The sequence below is a fragment of the Flavobacteriales bacterium genome, from assembly GCA_020435415.1.
Taxonomy (GTDB): domain Bacteria; phylum Bacteroidota; class Bacteroidia; order JACJYZ01; family JACJYZ01; genus JACJYZ01.
This window is the reverse complement of record JAGQZQ010000010.1, coordinates 1-16,677: the sequence shown is the minus strand read 5'-3', so window position 1 is coordinate 16,677 and position 16,677 is coordinate 1. Positions and strand designations below refer to the sequence as shown.

At 48.0% G+C, this 16,677-nt stretch carries 14 protein-coding genes; 1 reads left to right on the top strand and 13 read right to left on the bottom strand.

The features are described from left to right. Positions 1-76: 76 nt before the first annotated feature. The 5 genes from KDD36_03255 to aspS all read right to left on the bottom strand — a co-directional run bounded on the left by KDD36_03255 (position 77) and on the right by aspS (position 9,092). Positions 77-847: a 1-acyl-sn-glycerol-3-phosphate acyltransferase gene (locus tag KDD36_03255; GenBank protein ID MCB0395642.1), complete on the bottom strand. Its 771-nt coding sequence runs from the start codon at positions 845-847 to the stop codon at positions 77-79. Between the two features lie 163 nt (positions 848-1,010). Beyond that, positions 1,011-2,453, bottom strand: coding sequence for a SusD/RagB family nutrient-binding outer membrane lipoprotein (locus tag KDD36_03250; protein MCB0395641.1), 1,443 nt, complete (start codon positions 2,451-2,453; stop codon positions 1,011-1,013). Positions 2,454-2,480: 27 nt separating this feature from the next. Beyond that, positions 2,481-5,795, bottom strand: coding sequence for a SusC/RagA family TonB-linked outer membrane protein (locus KDD36_03245; GenBank protein MCB0395640.1), 3,315 nt, complete (start codon positions 5,793-5,795; stop codon positions 2,481-2,483). Positions 5,796-6,340: 545 nt separating this feature from the next. After that, positions 6,341-7,318 carry a hypothetical protein gene (locus KDD36_03240; protein ID MCB0395639.1) on the bottom strand — a complete coding sequence of 326 codons (978 nt, stop codon included), beginning with the start codon at positions 7,316-7,318 and terminating at the stop codon, positions 6,341-6,343. Between the two features lie 13 nt (positions 7,319-7,331). Further along, positions 7,332-9,092 carry an aspartate--tRNA ligase gene (gene aspS, locus KDD36_03235; GenBank protein ID MCB0395638.1) on the bottom strand — a complete coding sequence of 587 codons (1,761 nt, stop codon included), beginning with the start codon at positions 9,090-9,092 and terminating at the stop codon, positions 7,332-7,334. Positions 9,093-9,198: 106 nt separating this feature from the next. Between aspS and KDD36_03230 the strand changes: the two genes are divergently transcribed. Further along, the gene (locus tag KDD36_03230) at positions 9,199-9,648 is read left to right on the top strand and encodes a nucleoside deaminase (protein ID MCB0395637.1); all 450 of its coding nucleotides are present in this window, start codon (positions 9,199-9,201) and stop codon (positions 9,646-9,648) included. A 2-nt stretch (positions 9,649-9,650) separates the two neighbouring features. Here KDD36_03230 and KDD36_03225 read toward each other — a convergent pair whose 3' ends face one another. From KDD36_03225 to KDD36_03190, 8 genes are all read right to left on the bottom strand, one after another. After that, positions 9,651-11,183 (bottom strand): bifunctional GNAT family N-acetyltransferase/carbon-nitrogen hydrolase family protein, encoded by a 1,533-nt coding sequence (locus tag KDD36_03225; GenBank protein MCB0395636.1) that lies wholly within the window; start codon positions 11,181-11,183, stop codon positions 9,651-9,653. 36 nt (positions 11,184-11,219) lie between these two features. Beyond that, positions 11,220-11,810, bottom strand: coding sequence for a bifunctional phosphoribosyl-AMP cyclohydrolase/phosphoribosyl-ATP diphosphatase HisIE (locus tag KDD36_03220; protein MCB0395635.1), 591 nt, complete (start codon positions 11,808-11,810; stop codon positions 11,220-11,222). Continuing rightward, positions 11,807-12,562, bottom strand: a complete 756-nt coding sequence (hisF, locus tag KDD36_03215; protein ID MCB0395634.1) for an imidazole glycerol phosphate synthase subunit HisF — start codon at positions 12,560-12,562, stop codon at positions 11,807-11,809. Before hisF ends, KDD36_03220 begins: the two co-directional genes overlap by 4 nt. Before the next feature lie 127 nt (positions 12,563-12,689). Next, positions 12,690-13,406, bottom strand: coding sequence for a 1-(5-phosphoribosyl)-5-[(5-phosphoribosylamino)methylideneamino]imidazole-4-carboxamide isomerase (gene hisA, locus KDD36_03210; GenBank protein ID MCB0395633.1), 717 nt, complete (start codon positions 13,404-13,406; stop codon positions 12,690-12,692). Between the two features lie 4 nt (positions 13,407-13,410). Continuing rightward, positions 13,411-13,995, bottom strand: a complete 585-nt coding sequence (hisH, locus tag KDD36_03205) for an imidazole glycerol phosphate synthase subunit HisH (protein ID MCB0395632.1) — start codon at positions 13,993-13,995, stop codon at positions 13,411-13,413. Between the two features lie 7 nt (positions 13,996-14,002). Next, the gene (hisB, locus tag KDD36_03200; protein MCB0395631.1) at positions 14,003-15,091 is read right to left on the bottom strand and encodes a bifunctional histidinol-phosphatase/imidazoleglycerol-phosphate dehydratase HisB; all 1,089 of its coding nucleotides are present in this window, start codon (positions 15,089-15,091) and stop codon (positions 14,003-14,005) included. Further along, positions 15,088-16,149, bottom strand: a complete 1,062-nt coding sequence (hisC, locus tag KDD36_03195; GenBank protein ID MCB0395630.1) for a histidinol-phosphate transaminase — start codon at positions 16,147-16,149, stop codon at positions 15,088-15,090. Before hisC ends, hisB begins: the two co-directional genes overlap by 4 nt. Further along, positions 16,142-16,677 (bottom strand): histidinol dehydrogenase (locus KDD36_03190; protein ID MCB0395629.1); only part of this gene is annotated, 536 nt, incomplete at its 5' end. The genes KDD36_03190 and hisC, both read right to left, overlap by 8 nt.

The window sequence follows — 16,677 nt, the reverse complement described above, 5'->3', positions numbered from 1 at the left end:
GGTACCCATGCCAAAATAGGAATTCTAATACACAATTCAAACAGCACTTAGACGAAGCGCCCATTTAGTGCGGCTTTTAGGGGGTCTTGCCAGATGGCGGAAGACAGTTATATTGGACCAGCGTGTCATTGGTAAGCTTATGGAGTTGCTGGTTTAATGCAGGAACATCTGATTCGTTCAGTCCGGACGTACTGATGGGCGGATGTATGATAATGCGATTTCTACCTGGACGCCCTCCTTTCCAGGCGTTTCGCCCTTCCGGGAGTATTCTCCAATGGTCAAGGTAGGTGATCGGAAGAATGGGAACCTGGTTCTCAATAGCCAATCTTGCCGCACCTGTTTTAAAATGTCTGAGCCTTGGAATATGATCGGGAATGGTGGCTTCAGGAAACAGAAATATGCTGATTCCTTTTTGCAGGTCGGTACAGGCCCGCTGGTATGCTGCATGTGCACTTCGGCGATTTTTCCGATCCACCGGAATATTGGTTTTCTTAAAGAGCACATTGAAAAGTGGGATGCGTTCCAGTTCGTTCTTCCCCATGAAATGATAGTACAAAGGCAGAAATGCATAGGATAGGATCACATCAAGGTATGAGGTATGGTTGGAGATGATCACATAGGTGCGATGGGTATTCAAGGGTTGCACTTGCTTCACCCGTATCACGATCCCTGAGAGGAAAGCGGTTACCCGGGCTATAATGCGTTGCACCCGGAATGATTTCTTATATGTGGATTCATTGTGCAGGTAGTGTTTGATCCAGGGATAACCTATAAGAAATACTATAACGAACACCAGTATGATCCAGAATCGCCAAAGCCACTGAATGGGTAATAATAGGTAACGCATGGCGGCAAAGATAATGATCGCCGGAAGGAAGTTGTTATAAAAAGAAGGACCGCCCCCTGGTCGAGGGCGGTCCTATTTTCTATCACAAGATGTCAACTGCTGAACTAAACTTGGTTATTTATCCCACCAAACCCTATCTGTGATAGAGGCGCATTGTGCGGGATTAATATTTATCCCAGAACAATTTGGTTGTTTGCAGATCACCACCAATGGCAGCAGCTGCGCTTGTATAATTGGCACCGTTCAACGTTTGTTCGTTAACAGCGTAGGTGAAACGTACAGGCAGCGGGTCTGTGGTCAGGGCTGCCGGATTCATGGCTGGGGCATCCAACCTTCTCCAGGTAGTCCATCCAAGGAAACCTCTGTTGTAGTAAGCAAGCCATGCTTGTTTTCCGATCTTCTCCTGCCATGTACCGGGTGCGGTCGCATAAGCAACATCCGCTTGGGCCAGGTAGGTTGCTGCTTCTCCGGCAGTACCACCCCAGTCCAGGATTGAGGTTGCTACGGCTTCAGCATACAGCAAATCTGCGGAACCACCGATGAAACCTCTTTCAACAGCCTCAGCCTGGTAGAAAAGTACTTCGGCATAATCCATGAGGTGCATTGGAGCAGTAGGATCCTGCAGGGCATCTGCTACATGTGAGTAGGATGAGAAGCTGTTGGAAGCTCCATAGATACCACCGGTGAATGTTCCTGCACCCAGGTTTTCTGCAAAGTAGTCATCACGACGTGGATCGTTGAGTGTATTCATGATGTCAACGATGGTGTTTGCAACAACGAAGTCATTACGGCCGGAAGCAACCAGATCAACATAAACAGGGTTTGTGTTGGGTTGTGATCCGAGGTAGTTCATAACAGCGTTATCTGCAGAAGAAGTGAATACACCGCCTGCAACCGCATCAGCAGCAGCAGTTGCGGGATTCAGAGCGGCAACATCACCAACGTTAACGGCCATCTTCAGCTTCAGGGAATAAGCGAACTTTTTCCACATGGCTACATCACCACCGTACATCAGATCTGCGTCTTCAAAGCTATCTCCCAAACTTGGGTTCAACTTTGCGATGGCAGCATCAAGACGTGCGAACAGTTTGCTGTAGATGCTTTGAGCATCTTCGTATGCGGGCAGAACGTTGTCTATGTTCAATGCTTCATCATAAGGTACATTACCGAAAAGGTCGACCAGATGTTGGTAAGCATACACGGACAGCACCTCTGTAATGGCAGAACGGTTGGCCTGGTTGGCCTGGTCGGCTGCGGTTACAGGAGATTCTTCCATGATGAGCCTGTTGGCTTCCTTCAGGTCCATCAATACATCACGGTACCATGTTCTCCATGCATAGTCAGGAATGGAACGGGTGGTGATGTTGTAGTTGGACTCATCCGTGTAGGTAGTTTCTGTCCAGTACTGTGAGAACAGACGGAATACGTTTCTGTTCACGTTTGTGCTGGCTTCCTGGTCGCAAAGGTTTTTAAGGGCATTGCTGAATATAGCATTACCGCTTACCTCTGTCGGGTTTTTCTTGTCCTTATTCAGGTCTTCGAGTTTCGTACAGGATATGGCCGATGCGGCTATCAATCCCAGTACAATATATTTTTTTGTCTTCATGATCTTGCTTTTTTCTAGGTTCATGAATTAGAAATTCAGTGAAACGTTAAATCCGATATTGCGGGTGGTAGGCAGTACGCCTGATTGCCAACCTTGCAGGTTACCGGAACTTACACCGGCTTCAGGGTCAGCATGGGGCAGGTTCTTGTGGATGATCCACAGGTTGTTACCTACGATGCTGAAAGTAGCTCCGCCGATGAATTTGTCTTTCAGTTTTGCAGATGGAATGCTGTATGAAAGCACAACCTCACGCAGTTTCACATAAGAAGCATCATATACGAATGCTGCGTTAGGATTGGCTGCGTAACCGAACATACTGAAGTTCTCACCATCAGCGCGAATAGTGTTTGTTTCACCGAGTTCATTCACACCGTCAAAGATTTCACCACCACCGTCTGCTTGTGAATTACGAACCGGGTTACCGAGGTCGTTGTTGTAAACGGTTTCTTCATACAAACCGGTAGCCAGACCATAGTAGAGGTCAAGGGAGAATACATCGCCACCTTTTTGCCAGTCTACAAGGGCGCTCAGCTTCAGGTTTTTGTACTTGAAGGAGTTGGTGATACCCATGTTCCAGTCAGGGTTGATGTTACCCAGAACGTTGTCCGTGGTAGAAGTGGCTTTGTATTTACCATTGGTCTTAACCACTTTTTTACCGTTGATGTATTCGAAGTCAGTACCCTGGATGGTACCGTAAGCTTCACCCTTCGTAGCGTTGATGGTGATACCTCCCTGGAATGAACCCAGTTGCAGGTTGGTCACTTCATTGCCACTGGCATCGGTGAAGAGTTCGAGTACCTTACTTCTGTTTTGACCCCAGTTGATGCCGATATCCCACTTAAAGTTATCGGATTTATAAGGGTTGGCATTCAGACTCAACTCAATACCGCTGTTTTGCACGGTACCTGCGTTTACATACTGAGTGGTGTAACCGGTTGCGGCGGATACAGCTACAGGGAAGATCTGGTCTTTGGTTTTGGTGTTGTAGTATGCTACGTCAAAACCAAATTTGTTCTTCAGGAAGATCATTTCCAATCCTGTTTCAATACTGGAAGAGATCTCAGGTCTCAGCTCAGAATTCCTCTTGGTATGGTTAACCGAGAAAAGCGGAGTGGTTCCGAAGTGTGAAGAAGGTTTGGAGTAGATATCCTGAAGGCTACCAAACGGAGCATCGTTACCTACTTGTGCATAGTTAAGTCTCACTTTACCGAAATCCAACCAGTCTTGTTTCAACTTCTCAGAGAAGATGAAGCTAAGTGCAGCAGAAGGATAGAAGTAAGTGTTCTTGTCTACGGGAAGCGTAGAGGATTTGTCTACCCGACCTGCGATGTCAAGGAATATCAATCGCTTCAGACCAAAAGACGCATTGGCGAAGAAACCGTTGATACCAATGGCTTGATCGCTTTCGATAGATGCGCGGTCAAACGAGTTATCAAGACTGTAGAGATTCGCGATAACCAAACCTCCTTCGGTAGAAGCGAAGATTGAGTTGGTGCGTGTTCTGCGTACATTGCTTCCGATGGTTCCTTTGAAGTTCAGGTTCTCAGAAAGATCCTTTTCATAGAAACCCATCAGGTCAAAGTTGGTTTCAAGGAATGTTTTGTTGTAGCGGGAGTATCCGGAAGGGGACACGTTTCTGCTCACACCGAAGAGGGTCGGGTTACTACCAACAGACAGACGCTCTTCCTGAATTTCAGCGAAGTTATCGGCAGATATTCTTGCCTGAATCCAGAAGGCTTCGCTCAACTGATAGTTCAACGCTACGTTTCCATAAAAACGGTTACGTTCATCTGTTTCGTAGTTATGATAACGTTGGTAGTATGGGTTGTTCCAGTAAATGGGTACCGGATCATCTTCGAAATCGTTCGGGTTCCATGTAACGTTTCTGTCGGTCAGTTCATAGAGTTCCTTCAGATCCATCATGTCTACGTTCAGTGCATACCACTGACGCCATCCGGAAACGAGGTTCGCGTTGTAACCGGTTACGTTACGTCCTTTGGCCCTGGTGTTGATGTAGTTACCGGTAGCCGTTACGGAGAACTTGTCTGTCAGGGTCAAGGCACCGTTGAAACCGAAGTTGTTACGGTGAAGTTCACCACCTGGCATGATGCCTTTTTGATCCAGTTTTTGGTAGGAAACCCTAAAGGAACCTTTGTCCGAACCACCTGTAATGGAAACGTTGTTTGCAGTAGAAACGGAAGTTTCAAAGAAGGTGATGGGGCCGTTATCGGCAGCTTTCCATGGGGTTTTCTTGTGGTAGTTAGGAGACTCCGGAATGAAGGCATCCCATTGATAAACCATCAGGTTCTCATCGAACTCAGCGCCATAGGAGGCATCCTCAGTCAGTGCGGTGATAGGATCAAGGTTACCGTCTCCATCAAGATCGGCCCAAATAAAGTCATTATTATAAAGACCAGTGGTATCGTTATAGTAATAGGGTCCGTATCCCTGACCATATTTGTTTTGATATTTAGGGAATGTTTTCTTGTCAACGAAACCAAGCGTTACGTTAGAAGAGAGGTCAACACCCAACCGTTGTTTTCCGGTTCCTTGTTTTCCTTTTTTAGTAGTGATGATCACCACGCCGTTCGCAGCACGTGAACCGTACAGTGCGGTTGCAGCTGCACCTTTCAGTACGTTGATGGACTCGATGTCATTTGGGTTAATGTCAGCAACTGCGTTACCGTAGTCATACCCAGGTAATCCTTCCGCCTGTGTGCGGAGACCAGGTGCATATTTCGATGCGTTACTGTTGTCGTTGTTCATCGGAATACCATCCACAATAAACAGGGCCTGGTTGTTACCGGTCAGTGACGAGTAACCCCGGATCACGATGTTGGTGGATCCACCCATGTTGTTGTTGGTCTTCACCTGAACACCGGCTACTTTACCGGAGATCTGGTTTACGAAGTTTCCGCTTTTGGTTTCGGCTACCGCTTCACCATCAATCTGCTGGCTGGCATAACCGAGTGACTTCTTTTCCCGGCTGATACCGAGAGCGGTTACCACTACTTCATCCAAACCAACCACATCTTCTTCCAGCTTCACATCAAAGGAGGTTTTTGTACCTACCTCAAATTCCTGCGATTTCATACCTACATATGAAATCACGATGGTGTTGTTGGCGGCGGGGACGGTGATTTTGAACTTACCGTCTATATCGGTCAAAGTACCCAACATGGTTCCTTTGACGACCACCGTGGCACCGACAACCGGTTGGTTGTCTGCCGAATTTATGACGGTCCCCGAGATAGGTTTGTCTTTTTTCTCGCCGCCGTCCTGGCCCAATGCCTGCGTCAATAGACCCAGGCAAAGGCTTCCCAAAATGAAAAACTTCTTCATGCGTAACGTTGTTTATTTAGGGTTTTGGTTAATTACAAGTGTTTAAAATATAGACTCAAATAAATGCGCTTTCATGGTATTGTGATGCATCCTCTCCTTCATAAGGCTAACGAACCAAAGACGTTGCAACGGGTATATAACACTCCGATCGTATAACAACATCCCCTCAAGAGCCTAGTGAAACCAGTGGTTTCAGGCTTAAATATCGGGGAGGCCGGACGTCAATTTTCGTTGGGAAGGATAAATAACCGGGGCCAATATAGAAAAGATTCTAACCACGAGACAAATTTTTGTACAAAAAAATTTTAGACTGCAAATGGGGTGGATTCTTACCACCTATTATATAACCATCTGGTTTCAAGGGAAGTAATGTTGACATAAATGTAATTCTGAAAATTTCCATCTTTTTAGCGCGCCATTTTTACCTAAACCCTTGACATTGTATGAGATTGAAGGATATGATGTCACCCCACATCATCATGCAATGCAGAATATATGACAAGTTTGAACCTGCTTTTTAAAATAAAAGAATTGTGATAAAAGAATTAGCGTAATACGAAGGAAGTCACCCCCGCCTTTGTACCGTCAACATAAAATTCAACAGTATAGGTTCCCGGTTCATAATCTTCCTTGCCAGGATCCTCCCACTCCACGCAGAAATTCTGGCGTTCGTTCCGGTAGTCTATATTTTTTTGAATTGTGAAGAGTTTTTCTTTCTGCGTTTCTGTGTCAACAAATTTACCGGATCCCAGTTCTTCATTTCCAAGAATCTCTCCGGCGGGACCAGTCATCCTGAGGTATACCACTTTGTTGCCAGGATTCGTTACCTTATTTTCCATGACATCAAAGCAAACATTAAACCGTTCTACTTTCTTTGCCAATGCCGTCTCCTTGTATGACTTTCCCTTTCCCCGCCATCCAATGATGTTGGCATATTCCACAGACATGCGGGAGGCCACATCCACTTTTTTTACCAGCTCTTCTTTCTCCTCTTCCAGGTTGCCAACCGTAACAGCAAGATCAAGATTCTTACTTTTTAGTTCCCGGTTCTCAAGCAACAGCTGATCAATCTCTTCTTCATACCTGGCCCGTTTACGTTTGATTCTTCTCAATTCATGACGCAGTTGATCTATCATGGATTTGTCCTTCACACCATTCGCGATCATCTGCTCGATCTTGGCCCTGGTGGTATCCAGTTCAAGATTGGCAGAGGCGAGCATCTTATCCAATTCATCAGAGATACCTCGGTATTTATCAAGGTCGGTTGCAGTTTGGTTGAGCTCCGTTTTCAGATCAACACTTACATCAACCAGACTATCGACCTGATTGTCGTATTTGATCACGGTGTATCCTCCGCCTGAAATCAAAAGCGCATTGATGGCCACACTTATGATAAGCAGGATAACCACCCCCCGGCGTTTGCCTTGTTTCTTTTCAGTGGTTGCTTGTTTTGCTGATGCAGGTGCAGGCGGTGGAGTTTGCCCCGCCGGCCCCGTCGGTTTTTTGGGGTCTGTTGTCGTCATGGTAGATACAAATCTAAGCCTCGGTTTGGTCAAAGGCAATTTTCAACCCAAGTTCTTTCAGTTGATCTTCTGATATACCTGAAGGTGTGTCAATCATCACATCGCGTCCCGCATTATTCTTGGGGAATGCAATATAGTCGCGAATGGTCTCACTTCCGCCAAAGAGAGATACCCACCGGTCCAGGCCGAAGGCGATCCCTCCGTGTGGAGGCGTACCATATTCAAAAGCGTTAAGTAAGAATCCGAATTGCTCCCTCGCTTCTTCATCGGAGAAACCAAGTGTCTGAAACATTTTTTCCTGCAGGTCACGTCGATGGATACGGATGGATCCTCCTCCGATCTCTACACCATTAATAACAAGGTCATAGGCATTGGCTTTCACTTTGCCCGGCTCGCTGTCAAGCATGTGAATGTCTTCCGGTTTGGGAGAAGTGAAAGGATGATGCATGGCGAAGAAACGCTGGCTGTCCTCATCCCATTCAAGCAAAGGAAAATCTACCACCCACAGTGGAGCGAATATATCTTTGTCCCGAAGCCCCAGTCGCTTTCCCATTTCCAGCCTTAGTTCATTCAATGCGGATCTTGTTTTCCGGGTCTCACCGGCCAGGATCAGGATCAGGTCCCCTGCTGCTGCATCAAAAGTTGCAGCACAGGTTTTCAGATCTTCTTCTGAATAAAATTTATCCACCGAAGATTTAAAAGAACCGTCTTCCATGCATTTGATAAAAACCATTCCGTTGGCTCCAACCTGCGGACGTTTTACAAAATCAATAAGTGCATCTGTTTCCTTCCTCGAGTACGAAGCGCAGCCGGGAACACAAATGCCTACCACGAGCTCCGCCTGATCAAAGACCTGGAAGCCCTTCCCTTTCATGGTGTCATTCAATTCCATGAAAGTCATTCCAAAACGGATATCGGGTTTGTCGCTGCCATAATTCCGTATGGCGTCGTCATAGCTCATCCGCGGGAAGTCGGGCAGCTCCACATTTCGTATTCTTTTGAACAGGTGTTTTGCCAGTCCTTCGAATGTATCCAGGATATCATGTTGTTCAACGAATGACATCTCACAGTCCAGCTGTGTGAATTCAGGCTGGCGGTCAGCTCTCAGGTCTTCATCCCTGAAACATTTTACGATCTGGTAATAGCGATCCAGGCCCGAGACCATCAGCAATTGTTTGAACGTTTGCGGGGATTGAGGCAGGGCATAAAACTCGCCCGTATGCACCCGTGACGGAACCACAAAATCCCTGGCTCCTTCCGGGGTGGATTTGATCAACACCGGTGTCTCAACATCTACAAATCTTTGTTCATCCAGGTACCTGCGCATCTCGCCCGTTACCTTATGTCGTAACTCAAGAGCTCTTCGTATGGGTTGGCGGCGTAAGTCCAGGTACCGGTACTTCATCCTTAATTCTTCTCCACCGTCCGTTTCATCCTCAATGGTAAAAGGAGGGAGTTTTGAGGGATTCAGAACGTCCAGTGCCTTCACGATGATCTCGATGTCACCGGTTGATAGCTGTTTGTTTTTGTTGCTGCGTTCAGATACCGTTCCGGTGATCCGAAGGACATCTTCCCGGCCCAAAGCCCTTGCCTGTTTGCAGAGTTCAGCCTGGGTCTCCATGTTGAAAACCAGCTGTGTCAGGCCGTAGCGGTCTCTCAAATCCAGGAAGGTCATTCCTCCCAGATCCCTTGAACGTTGCAGCCAACCGCAAAGGGTGACTTCCTTTCCAATATCTTCCGACCTTAATTCTCCGCAGGTATGACTTCGTAACATGGTAGTGGTAATTGGAGTCCGAAGGTAGAAAAAAATCAGATCGGTCGGGTGGAAAGCCGGTTCTCTTGCGGGGATTGCCTACCTTTCGGCATCAATCAGCAATCAGATGTCGTTACAACCATTCGGGCATGATTACTTTATGAAGGAAGCGCTCAGGGAAGCGGAGAAAGCTTTTGATAAGGACGAAGTGCCTGTTGGTGCTGTGATAGCTGCGGGAGACCGTATCATTGCCCGGGGACATAATCTGACCGAACAATTGAATGATGTGACGGCTCATGCGGAGATGCAGGCATTTACCGCAGCATCGGATTTTCTGGGAGGAAAATACCTGACGGATTGCACGCTCTACGTGACCCTTGAGCCGTGCCCCATGTGTGCCGGTGCTGCTTTCTGGACACAGATTCCGCGATTGGTTTTTGGGGCTTCGGACCCTAAACGTGGTTACCGTCGCATGACGCCTGACATGCTGCATCCCAGGACAGAAGTGATCCATGGAATCATGGCGGAAGATTGTGCAGCCATACTCATCCGTTTTTTTGAGAAAAAGCGCCGGTAGCGTTACTGCGTCATATCCTGTTTCCGTGATAGTGTGTAGAGGTCTATCCGGCGATCCTTCATATTTGTCACACTACCGTATTGTCTCAGTTGTTTGAGCAGGTCAAGATCCACATCGGCGATGAGGGTCATTTCAGTATTCGGCGTGGCAATGGCCTTGGTGCCATCCGGGGGGAAAGAAAAATCCGAAGGTGTGAATACGGCAGACTCTGCGAACTGGATGTCCATGTTGTTCACCCCAGGCAGATTTCCAACGCTTCCTGCAATGGCCACGTAACATTCATTCTCAATGGCCCTGGCCGAAGCGCAGCTTTTTACCCTGGTGAAACCATTTTGTGTATCCGTAAGGAAAGGGACAAAGAGAATGTTCATGCCTTCCTGTGCCAGGATACGTGACAGTTCCGGGAACTCCACGTCATAACAAATAAGGATTCCGATCTTACCGCAATCCGTATCGAAGACCTTCAATCCATTGCCGCCCTGCATACCCCAATAACTGATCTCGTTCGGGGTGATGTGCAGTTTCTCGTATTTTTCAAAGGTACCGTCCCGTTTGCAGAGATATCCTACGTTATGCAGTTTTCCTTCGGACATTTCCGGCATGCTGCCCGTGATGATATTCACGTTATAGGAGATGGCAAATTCCTGAAATTTGTCACGGACGCGTGCGGTATATTCCGCCAGCTTTCGAATCGCTTCCGCTTCCGGAAGGTGATTGAATTCTGACATCAACGGTGCGTTAAAAAGTTCCGGGAACAGTGCGAAGTCTGCTTTGTAGCCGGATACCGCATCTACGAAGAACTCCATTTGTTCATATAATGCTTCGAGGTTGTCGAAGCGTCTCATTTGCCATTGCACCAGACCGATCCGAACGATCGACTTTTTGGTGTTGATGATCTTTTGTGGTTTGGTGTAATAGATGTTGTTCCATTCAAGCAGGGTGGCATACTCCTGTGAGTTCTCATCGCCCGGCATATAACCCTTTAACACTTTACGAACGTGAAAATCATTGCTCAGTTGGAAGGTCAGCACGGGATCATAGATTTCCTTCAGCCTGACCTTTTCAATGTACTCTTTGGGTGAAAGGGTATCCGCATATTTTCCATAATTGGGGATGCGTCCGCCGAATACAATGGATCTCAGGTTGAGCTGTTCGCACAGGTCCTTCCTTGCATCGTACATCCGGCGACCAAGTCTTAGTCCGCGGTAATCCGGGTCTACGAATACGTCGATGCCATAAAGGATATCTCCGTCCGGATCGTGGGTGTCAAATGAGAAATTTCCGGTGATCTCACGATAGGTGTGGTCATCCTCAAATTCTTCATGATTGATGATCAATGTCAATGCGCACCCTACCACCTTGCCATCTGCCACCGCCGCCAGTTGTCCTTCCGGGAACAGTGTCACGAGTTTTTCTATGTGATGGGGTTTCCAGTATGAGTTCTCCCAGTTGGAATAATATGCCCGGATGACGCTTTGCAGTTGTGCATAATCCTCAGCACGAAGATTACGAAGTTCTATTTTTTTGATCTCCATAGGTGCAAGTTAATAATGATCCGGGGATGATCCTGTTTACTTATGTCTTCCTTCCAGCACATCCATCACGTCCGCCAGTCCTTTGTCTTTGGCCCGCAGCAACACGATGTAATGAAAGAGCAGGTCTGCGGCTTCCTCCAGAAAAAGTTCATCGTTGTTGTCCATAGCTTCGATCACCAGTTCGGTGGCTTCCTCTCCAACTTTCTGTGCGACTTTGTTGATGCCTTTCTTGAACAGTGATGCGGTATAGGATTTTTCATCCGGTTGTTCCTTTCTGTTCTTGATCACGTTTTCCATGTGAGACAAGAAGTCGATGCTTCTGTTTGTTTCCTTGAAGCAAGTATCGCTGCCGGTGTGGCAAACCGGTCCCGTAGGTTCAGCTTTGATCAAAAGGGTGTCTTCATCGCAATCGATCAGGATGTCTTTTACCAGGAGGAAATTTCCCGACTCTTCACCTTTTGTCCAAAGGCGATTCTTACTGCGGCTGAAAAAAGTGACTTTCTTTTCTGCCTCGGTTTTAGCCAGGGCTTCTTCATTCATAAATCCGACCATGAGCACCCGGCCTGTGCGGGAATCCTGAACCACTGCGGGAATCAGGCCATTCATTTTATTAAAGTCGGGTTTCATAGGCGAACGGGTATTTGATGTGATTGTAAAAATGCTTTAAGATCCGGTATGGCAATCTCTTTAAAATGAAAGATACTGGCCGCAAGCCCTGCATCGGCATGACCATCTTTGAAAACATCCACGAAGTGCTGCATGGTGCCGGCACCACCCGATGCGATGACCGGAATGTTCACGGCATCGGATACATTCCTTGTGATGTTCAGGGCAAAGCCGTCTTTGGTCCCGTCATTGTTCATGGAGGTCAGTAGGATCTCACCTCCGCCGCGAGATTCAATCTCTCTTGCCCAGGCCGCGGTTTCGATATCCGTAGGTTTTGTGCCTCCGTGTGTGTGTACAAGCCAGGTGTCGTTCACGTTCTTTGTATCAATGGCAACTACGATGCACTGGCTACCAAATTCCCTTGCCATTTCAGAGATCACTTCCGGGTTTCTCACGGCAGCGGAATTGATCGTGATCTTATCCGCACCGGCCTGTAGCAGTTCACCTACATCCCCCACGGTTCGCACTCCACCTCCGACCGTAAATGGAATGTTGATCTCTCTGGCAATACGCTTCACCAAATCAACCAGGGTAGAACGTGCTTCGAGGGTGGCGGTGATATCCAGAAACGTGAGTTCGTCTGCGCCTTGTCGGGCATATAATGCACCCAGCTCGACCGGGTCTCCGGCATCACGTAGTTGCTCGAAGTTCACCCCCTTTACGGTGCGCCCCTCTTTGATATCGAGGCATGGTATGATGCGTTTTGTTAGCACGGGTTAATTTGAAGATTTGCCCGCCAAAATATTGGCTTGAGCGAGGCAGGCGGGTTTGAGAATGTATCAACCTGCCGGCCAACGCTTGGGCCCTTGCTTTGGTAGGCGGGTTTGAAAATGAAAGGACTCATCGGATGGTTGTTAGCTCGTTGAGATTGATCCTGCCTTCGTAAATGGCCTTGCCTACAATCACGCCTTCAAGGTTCAGTTCGGCCAGCTCTTCGATGTCCTTCATCCCGGAAACGCCACCGCTGGCGATGAGTTTCATCTTTGGAAATTCATCCAGCAGGTCTTTGTACAAAGTTGTTGCAGGTCCTTCCAGCATTCCGTCTTTGTCAATATCCGTGCAGATCACATAACGGATTCCTTCGTCCAGATAAGCCCTCAGAAAGTCCTGAAGCCACAATGAAGTTTCTTCCTGCCATCCGCTGATGGCAATTTTTCCTTTGATGGCGTCGGCGCCAAGGATGATCTTCTCCGGGCCGTATTTTTCGAGCCATGATAGAAAAAGGTCCCGGTTCTTCACTGCAATGCTGCCACCGGTAATCTGGCGGGCACCGCACTCAAAGGCAATGCGCAGGTCGTCATCCGCTTTGAGGCCTCCTCCGAAGTCGATGTGCAGTTTTGTTTTGCCTGCGATCTTTTCCAGCACTTTGTGGTTGATGATGTGTCCTGCTTTCGCGCCGTCAAGGTCCACCAGGTGTAAGCGACGGATGCCTGCATCTTCAAAAGATCTGGCCACTTCCAACGGATCTTCATTGTAGACTTTCTTTTGTGCATAATCTCCCTTGGTGAGGCGTACGCACTTTCCTTCAATCAGGTCTATGGCCGGAATGATCTTCATCTTTTTATGTATTCCTTATAAAGTTCTCAAGAATCCTGGCGCCCACTTCGCCGCTTTTCTCGGGGTGAAATTGTGTTGCAAAGAAATTGGCTTTTCGGAGGGACGCGCTGAACGGAACGATGTAGTCCGTTTGTGCGGTTGTGTCTTCACCCAACTCTGCAAAAAAACTGTGTACAAAATATACGTAGGATCCTTCACCGATCCCCTCATACAACGGTCCTTTCAATCCGGTGATCTTGTTCCAGCCCATGTGCGGTACTTTATCGCGGGGTGGAAATTTCTTTACGTCCAGATCGTAAATATGCAGGCAGTCTGCGTCGTTTTCTTCGCTGTGTTTGCAAAGCAATTGCTGACCCAGGCAGATGCCCAGTACGGGTTGTTTGAGACTGGTGATCACCCGGTCCAGTCCCCGTTCCTGCAGGTATTTTATGGCACTGCTTGCTTCTCCCACACCAGGAAATATCACCTTGTCGGCCATCAGGAGGTCGGCGGTATCTTCGGTGATCTGCCCTTCAATTCCTAACCTTTCCAGGGCATGGAGGACGGACCGGATATTCCCGGCATTATATTTTACAATGGCGATGTTCATGGTCTCATCATAATACACCTTTGGTACTTGGCAATGCATCGCCTTCTACCTTCTTGGCCTGCCTGATGGCCTTTGCCAGGGCTTTGAAAAGCGATTCTATCTTATGGTGTTCGTTGTCTCCTTCCACTTTGATGTTCAGGTTGCAGCGCGCTGCGTCGGAGAATGATTTGAAAAAGTGGTAGAACATTTCGGTGGGCATATCTCCGATCTTTTCGCGTTTGAATTCTGCCTCCCAAACGATCCAGGGCCTGCCACCGAAGTCGATGGCCACCTGTGCCAATGCATCATCCATAGGCAGGGTGAATCCGTAACGGGCCACGCCTTTTTTATCTCCCAGGGCTGTTAGAAAAGTTTCTCCCAGCGCCAGTGCGGTGTCTTCGATGGTGTGGTGTTCATCTACTTCGAGGTCGCCTTTTACGACGATATTGAGATCACATCCGCTGTGCTTGCCAAGTTGGTCCAGCATGTGGTCAAAGAAAGACAGTCCGGTATTGATGTTTGTGTTGCCCTGTCCATCCAGGTTCAGGGTGATTGAAATTTCCGTCTCCTTTGTTTTCCTTTCAACGGTTGCGGTGCGACCTGACAGTGATTTCAGGAACCGGTAGATCTCATTCCATGACATGGTGGTCAGTGCGGCATCCTTGTGGTTTTCATTTGCAATAAAGATCGCCCTGGCGCCGAGGTTGGTTGCCAGTTCAATGTCCGTGAGCCGGTCTCCGATCACGAAGGAGTTCTCCATATCACAGCCACCGTTCATGTATGCGGTTAGCATTCCGGTGCGCGGTTTTCTTGTTGGCGCATTGTCTTTGGGGAAGCTTCTGTCGATCAGAATATCCCTGAAGGTGATTCCTTCGCCTTCCAGTGTGGCCAGCATCTTGTTTTGGGCGGGCCAGAAGGTATCTTCCGGGAAAGAGTCTGTGCCAAGACCATCCTGATTACTTACCATCACCAGGTCGTAGTCCAGATTCGCAACAATTTTCGCCAGTCCGGTGATTGCTCCCGGAAAAAACTCCAGTTTCTCCAGCGAATCGATCTGCTCGTCTTCGGGTTCACGGATCAGGGTCCCGTCCCGGTCTATGAATAGAATTTTTCTCATGGATTCAAGTTCTCTGAATATTCTTTCATCGATGCAATGAGTTCGATGTTCTCGTCTTTCGTGCCCACCGTTACCCTAAGGCATTCCGCACATCCCGGTTCGGATGAGCGGTTCCGGACAATGATGCCGCGGCCGGTCAGGTAATCATAAATTTTCTTTGCATTCGTGGTTTTGATCAGCAGAAAATTCGCCTCGGAGGGATATACGTTTTTCACGACATCCAAACCACGGAGTTGTTGTGCCAGGTCTGATCGTTCCAGGATGATCTGTTGTACCCAATCAGCCGCCTCACTTTTTCTATCCATGGCCTTCAATGCCAGCTCCTGCGTAATGGCGTTGATGTTGTAGGGCGGTTTGATTTTGTTAAGCACCTTAACGATGTCCGGATTTGCAAAACCCATTCCCAACCGGAGGGCCGCCATGCCCCAAGCCTTGGAGAAGGTTTGCATAACAAACAGGTTTGGAAGATCATTGAGCAAATGTACCATGGACGGCTGCTCTGAGAAATCGGCATAGGCCTCATCTACCACCACCAACCCGGGGAAGTCTTTGGCGATATTGATCACTGTTTCCCGTGGAACAATGTTCCCCGTAGGGTTGTTCGGTGAGCAGAGAAAAATTAGTCGGGTCTGTTCGTTGACTGCGTCCAGGACCTGGTCGACGTTGAGGTTGAACGTTTCATCAAGCAGAACTTTTTTTACGACCACATCATTGATCTCAGCATATACACTGTAAACCCCATAGGTTGGAGGGGTGATGATGATGTTGTGCTCCCGCGGTTCGCAGAATGCCCTTATCAGCAGATCAATGATCTCGTCGCTGCCATTGCCCAGGAAGATGTGTTCGGTTGATATGGCCTTCCAATCGGCGATCTTTTCCTTCACACTGCGCTGGAGCGGATCCGGGTATCGGTTCATGCCGTCTCCTGCCAGCGAGCCGAACGGATTTTCATTGGCATCCAGAAAGATCCCTTCCCTTCCCTTGAACTCATCCCGTGCCGAAGCATAGGGCTTCAGGGATTTCACGTTGTTCCGTATGATCTTGTCCAGACTAAACATTGTTGTTGTTTTTAAGCGTTGCCAACCGGATGCTCACAGCATTTTTATGTGCATCCAAAGATTCGGCTTCGGCCATAACCTCGATGGTGGGGCCAAGATTTGCCAACCCTTCCCTGGTGATCTCCTGGTAGGTGATCTTCTTTACAAAACTATCCAGTGATACGCCGCTGTAGGTTCTTGCAAAACCATTGGTGGGTAAAGTGTGATTGGTTCCTGAAGCATAATCTCCCGCTGACTCCGGGGAGTAATGTCCGATGAAAACCGAACCTGCATTGACAACGGACTCTGCGAGTGTAAGTGCATTGTCGGTCGCCAGGATCAGGTGTTCCGGTGCATAACGGTTGCTGATCGCCATCGCATCGTTGAGGTCTTTCACCACAATGGCCTTGCTGTTTTTCAAGGCTTTCACGGCGATGTCTTTTCTTGGCAGCGATTCCAGTTGTGTGTTGATTTGCGCCAGCACTTTGTCTATCCAGTCTTTCTCCGTAGCCAACAAAACCACCTGACTGTCCGGACCATGTTCTGCCT

Bases quoted from the DNA above. Each gene is read 5' to 3' on its own strand.
- hisA (MCB0395633.1), bottom strand. From the start codon at position 13,406: ATGAAGATCATTCCGGCCATAGACCTGATTGAAGGAAAGTGCGTACGC.
- KDD36_03240 (MCB0395639.1), bottom strand. From the start codon at position 7,318: ATGACGACAACAGACCCCAAAAAACCGACGGGGCCGGCGGGGCAAACT.
- KDD36_03255 (MCB0395642.1), bottom strand. From the start codon at position 847: ATGCGTTACCTATTATTACCCATTCAGTGGCTTTGGCGATTCTGGATC.
- KDD36_03225 (MCB0395636.1), bottom strand. From the start codon at position 11,183: ATGGAGATCAAAAAAATAGAACTTCGTAATCTTCGTGCTGAGGATTAT.
- hisC (MCB0395630.1), bottom strand. From the start codon at position 16,149: ATGTTTAGTCTGGACAAGATCATACGGAACAACGTGAAATCCCTGAAG.
- KDD36_03230 (MCB0395637.1), top strand. From the start codon at position 9,199: ATGTCGTTACAACCATTCGGGCATGATTACTTTATGAAGGAAGCGCTC.
- KDD36_03250 (MCB0395641.1), bottom strand. From the start codon at position 2,453: ATGAAGACAAAAAAATATATTGTACTGGGATTGATAGCCGCATCGGCC.
- KDD36_03245 (MCB0395640.1), bottom strand. From the start codon at position 5,795: ATGAAGAAGTTTTTCATTTTGGGAAGCCTTTGCCTGGGTCTATTGACG.
- hisH (MCB0395632.1), bottom strand. From the start codon at position 13,995: ATGAACATCGCCATTGTAAAATATAATGCCGGGAATATCCGGTCCGTC.
- KDD36_03220 (MCB0395635.1), bottom strand. From the start codon at position 11,810: ATGAAACCCGACTTTAATAAAATGAATGGCCTGATTCCCGCAGTGGTT.
- hisB (MCB0395631.1), bottom strand. From the start codon at position 15,091: ATGAGAAAAATTCTATTCATAGACCGGGACGGGACCCTGATCCGTGAA.
- aspS (MCB0395638.1), bottom strand. From the start codon at position 9,092: ATGTTACGAAGTCATACCTGCGGAGAATTAAGGTCGGAAGATATTGGA.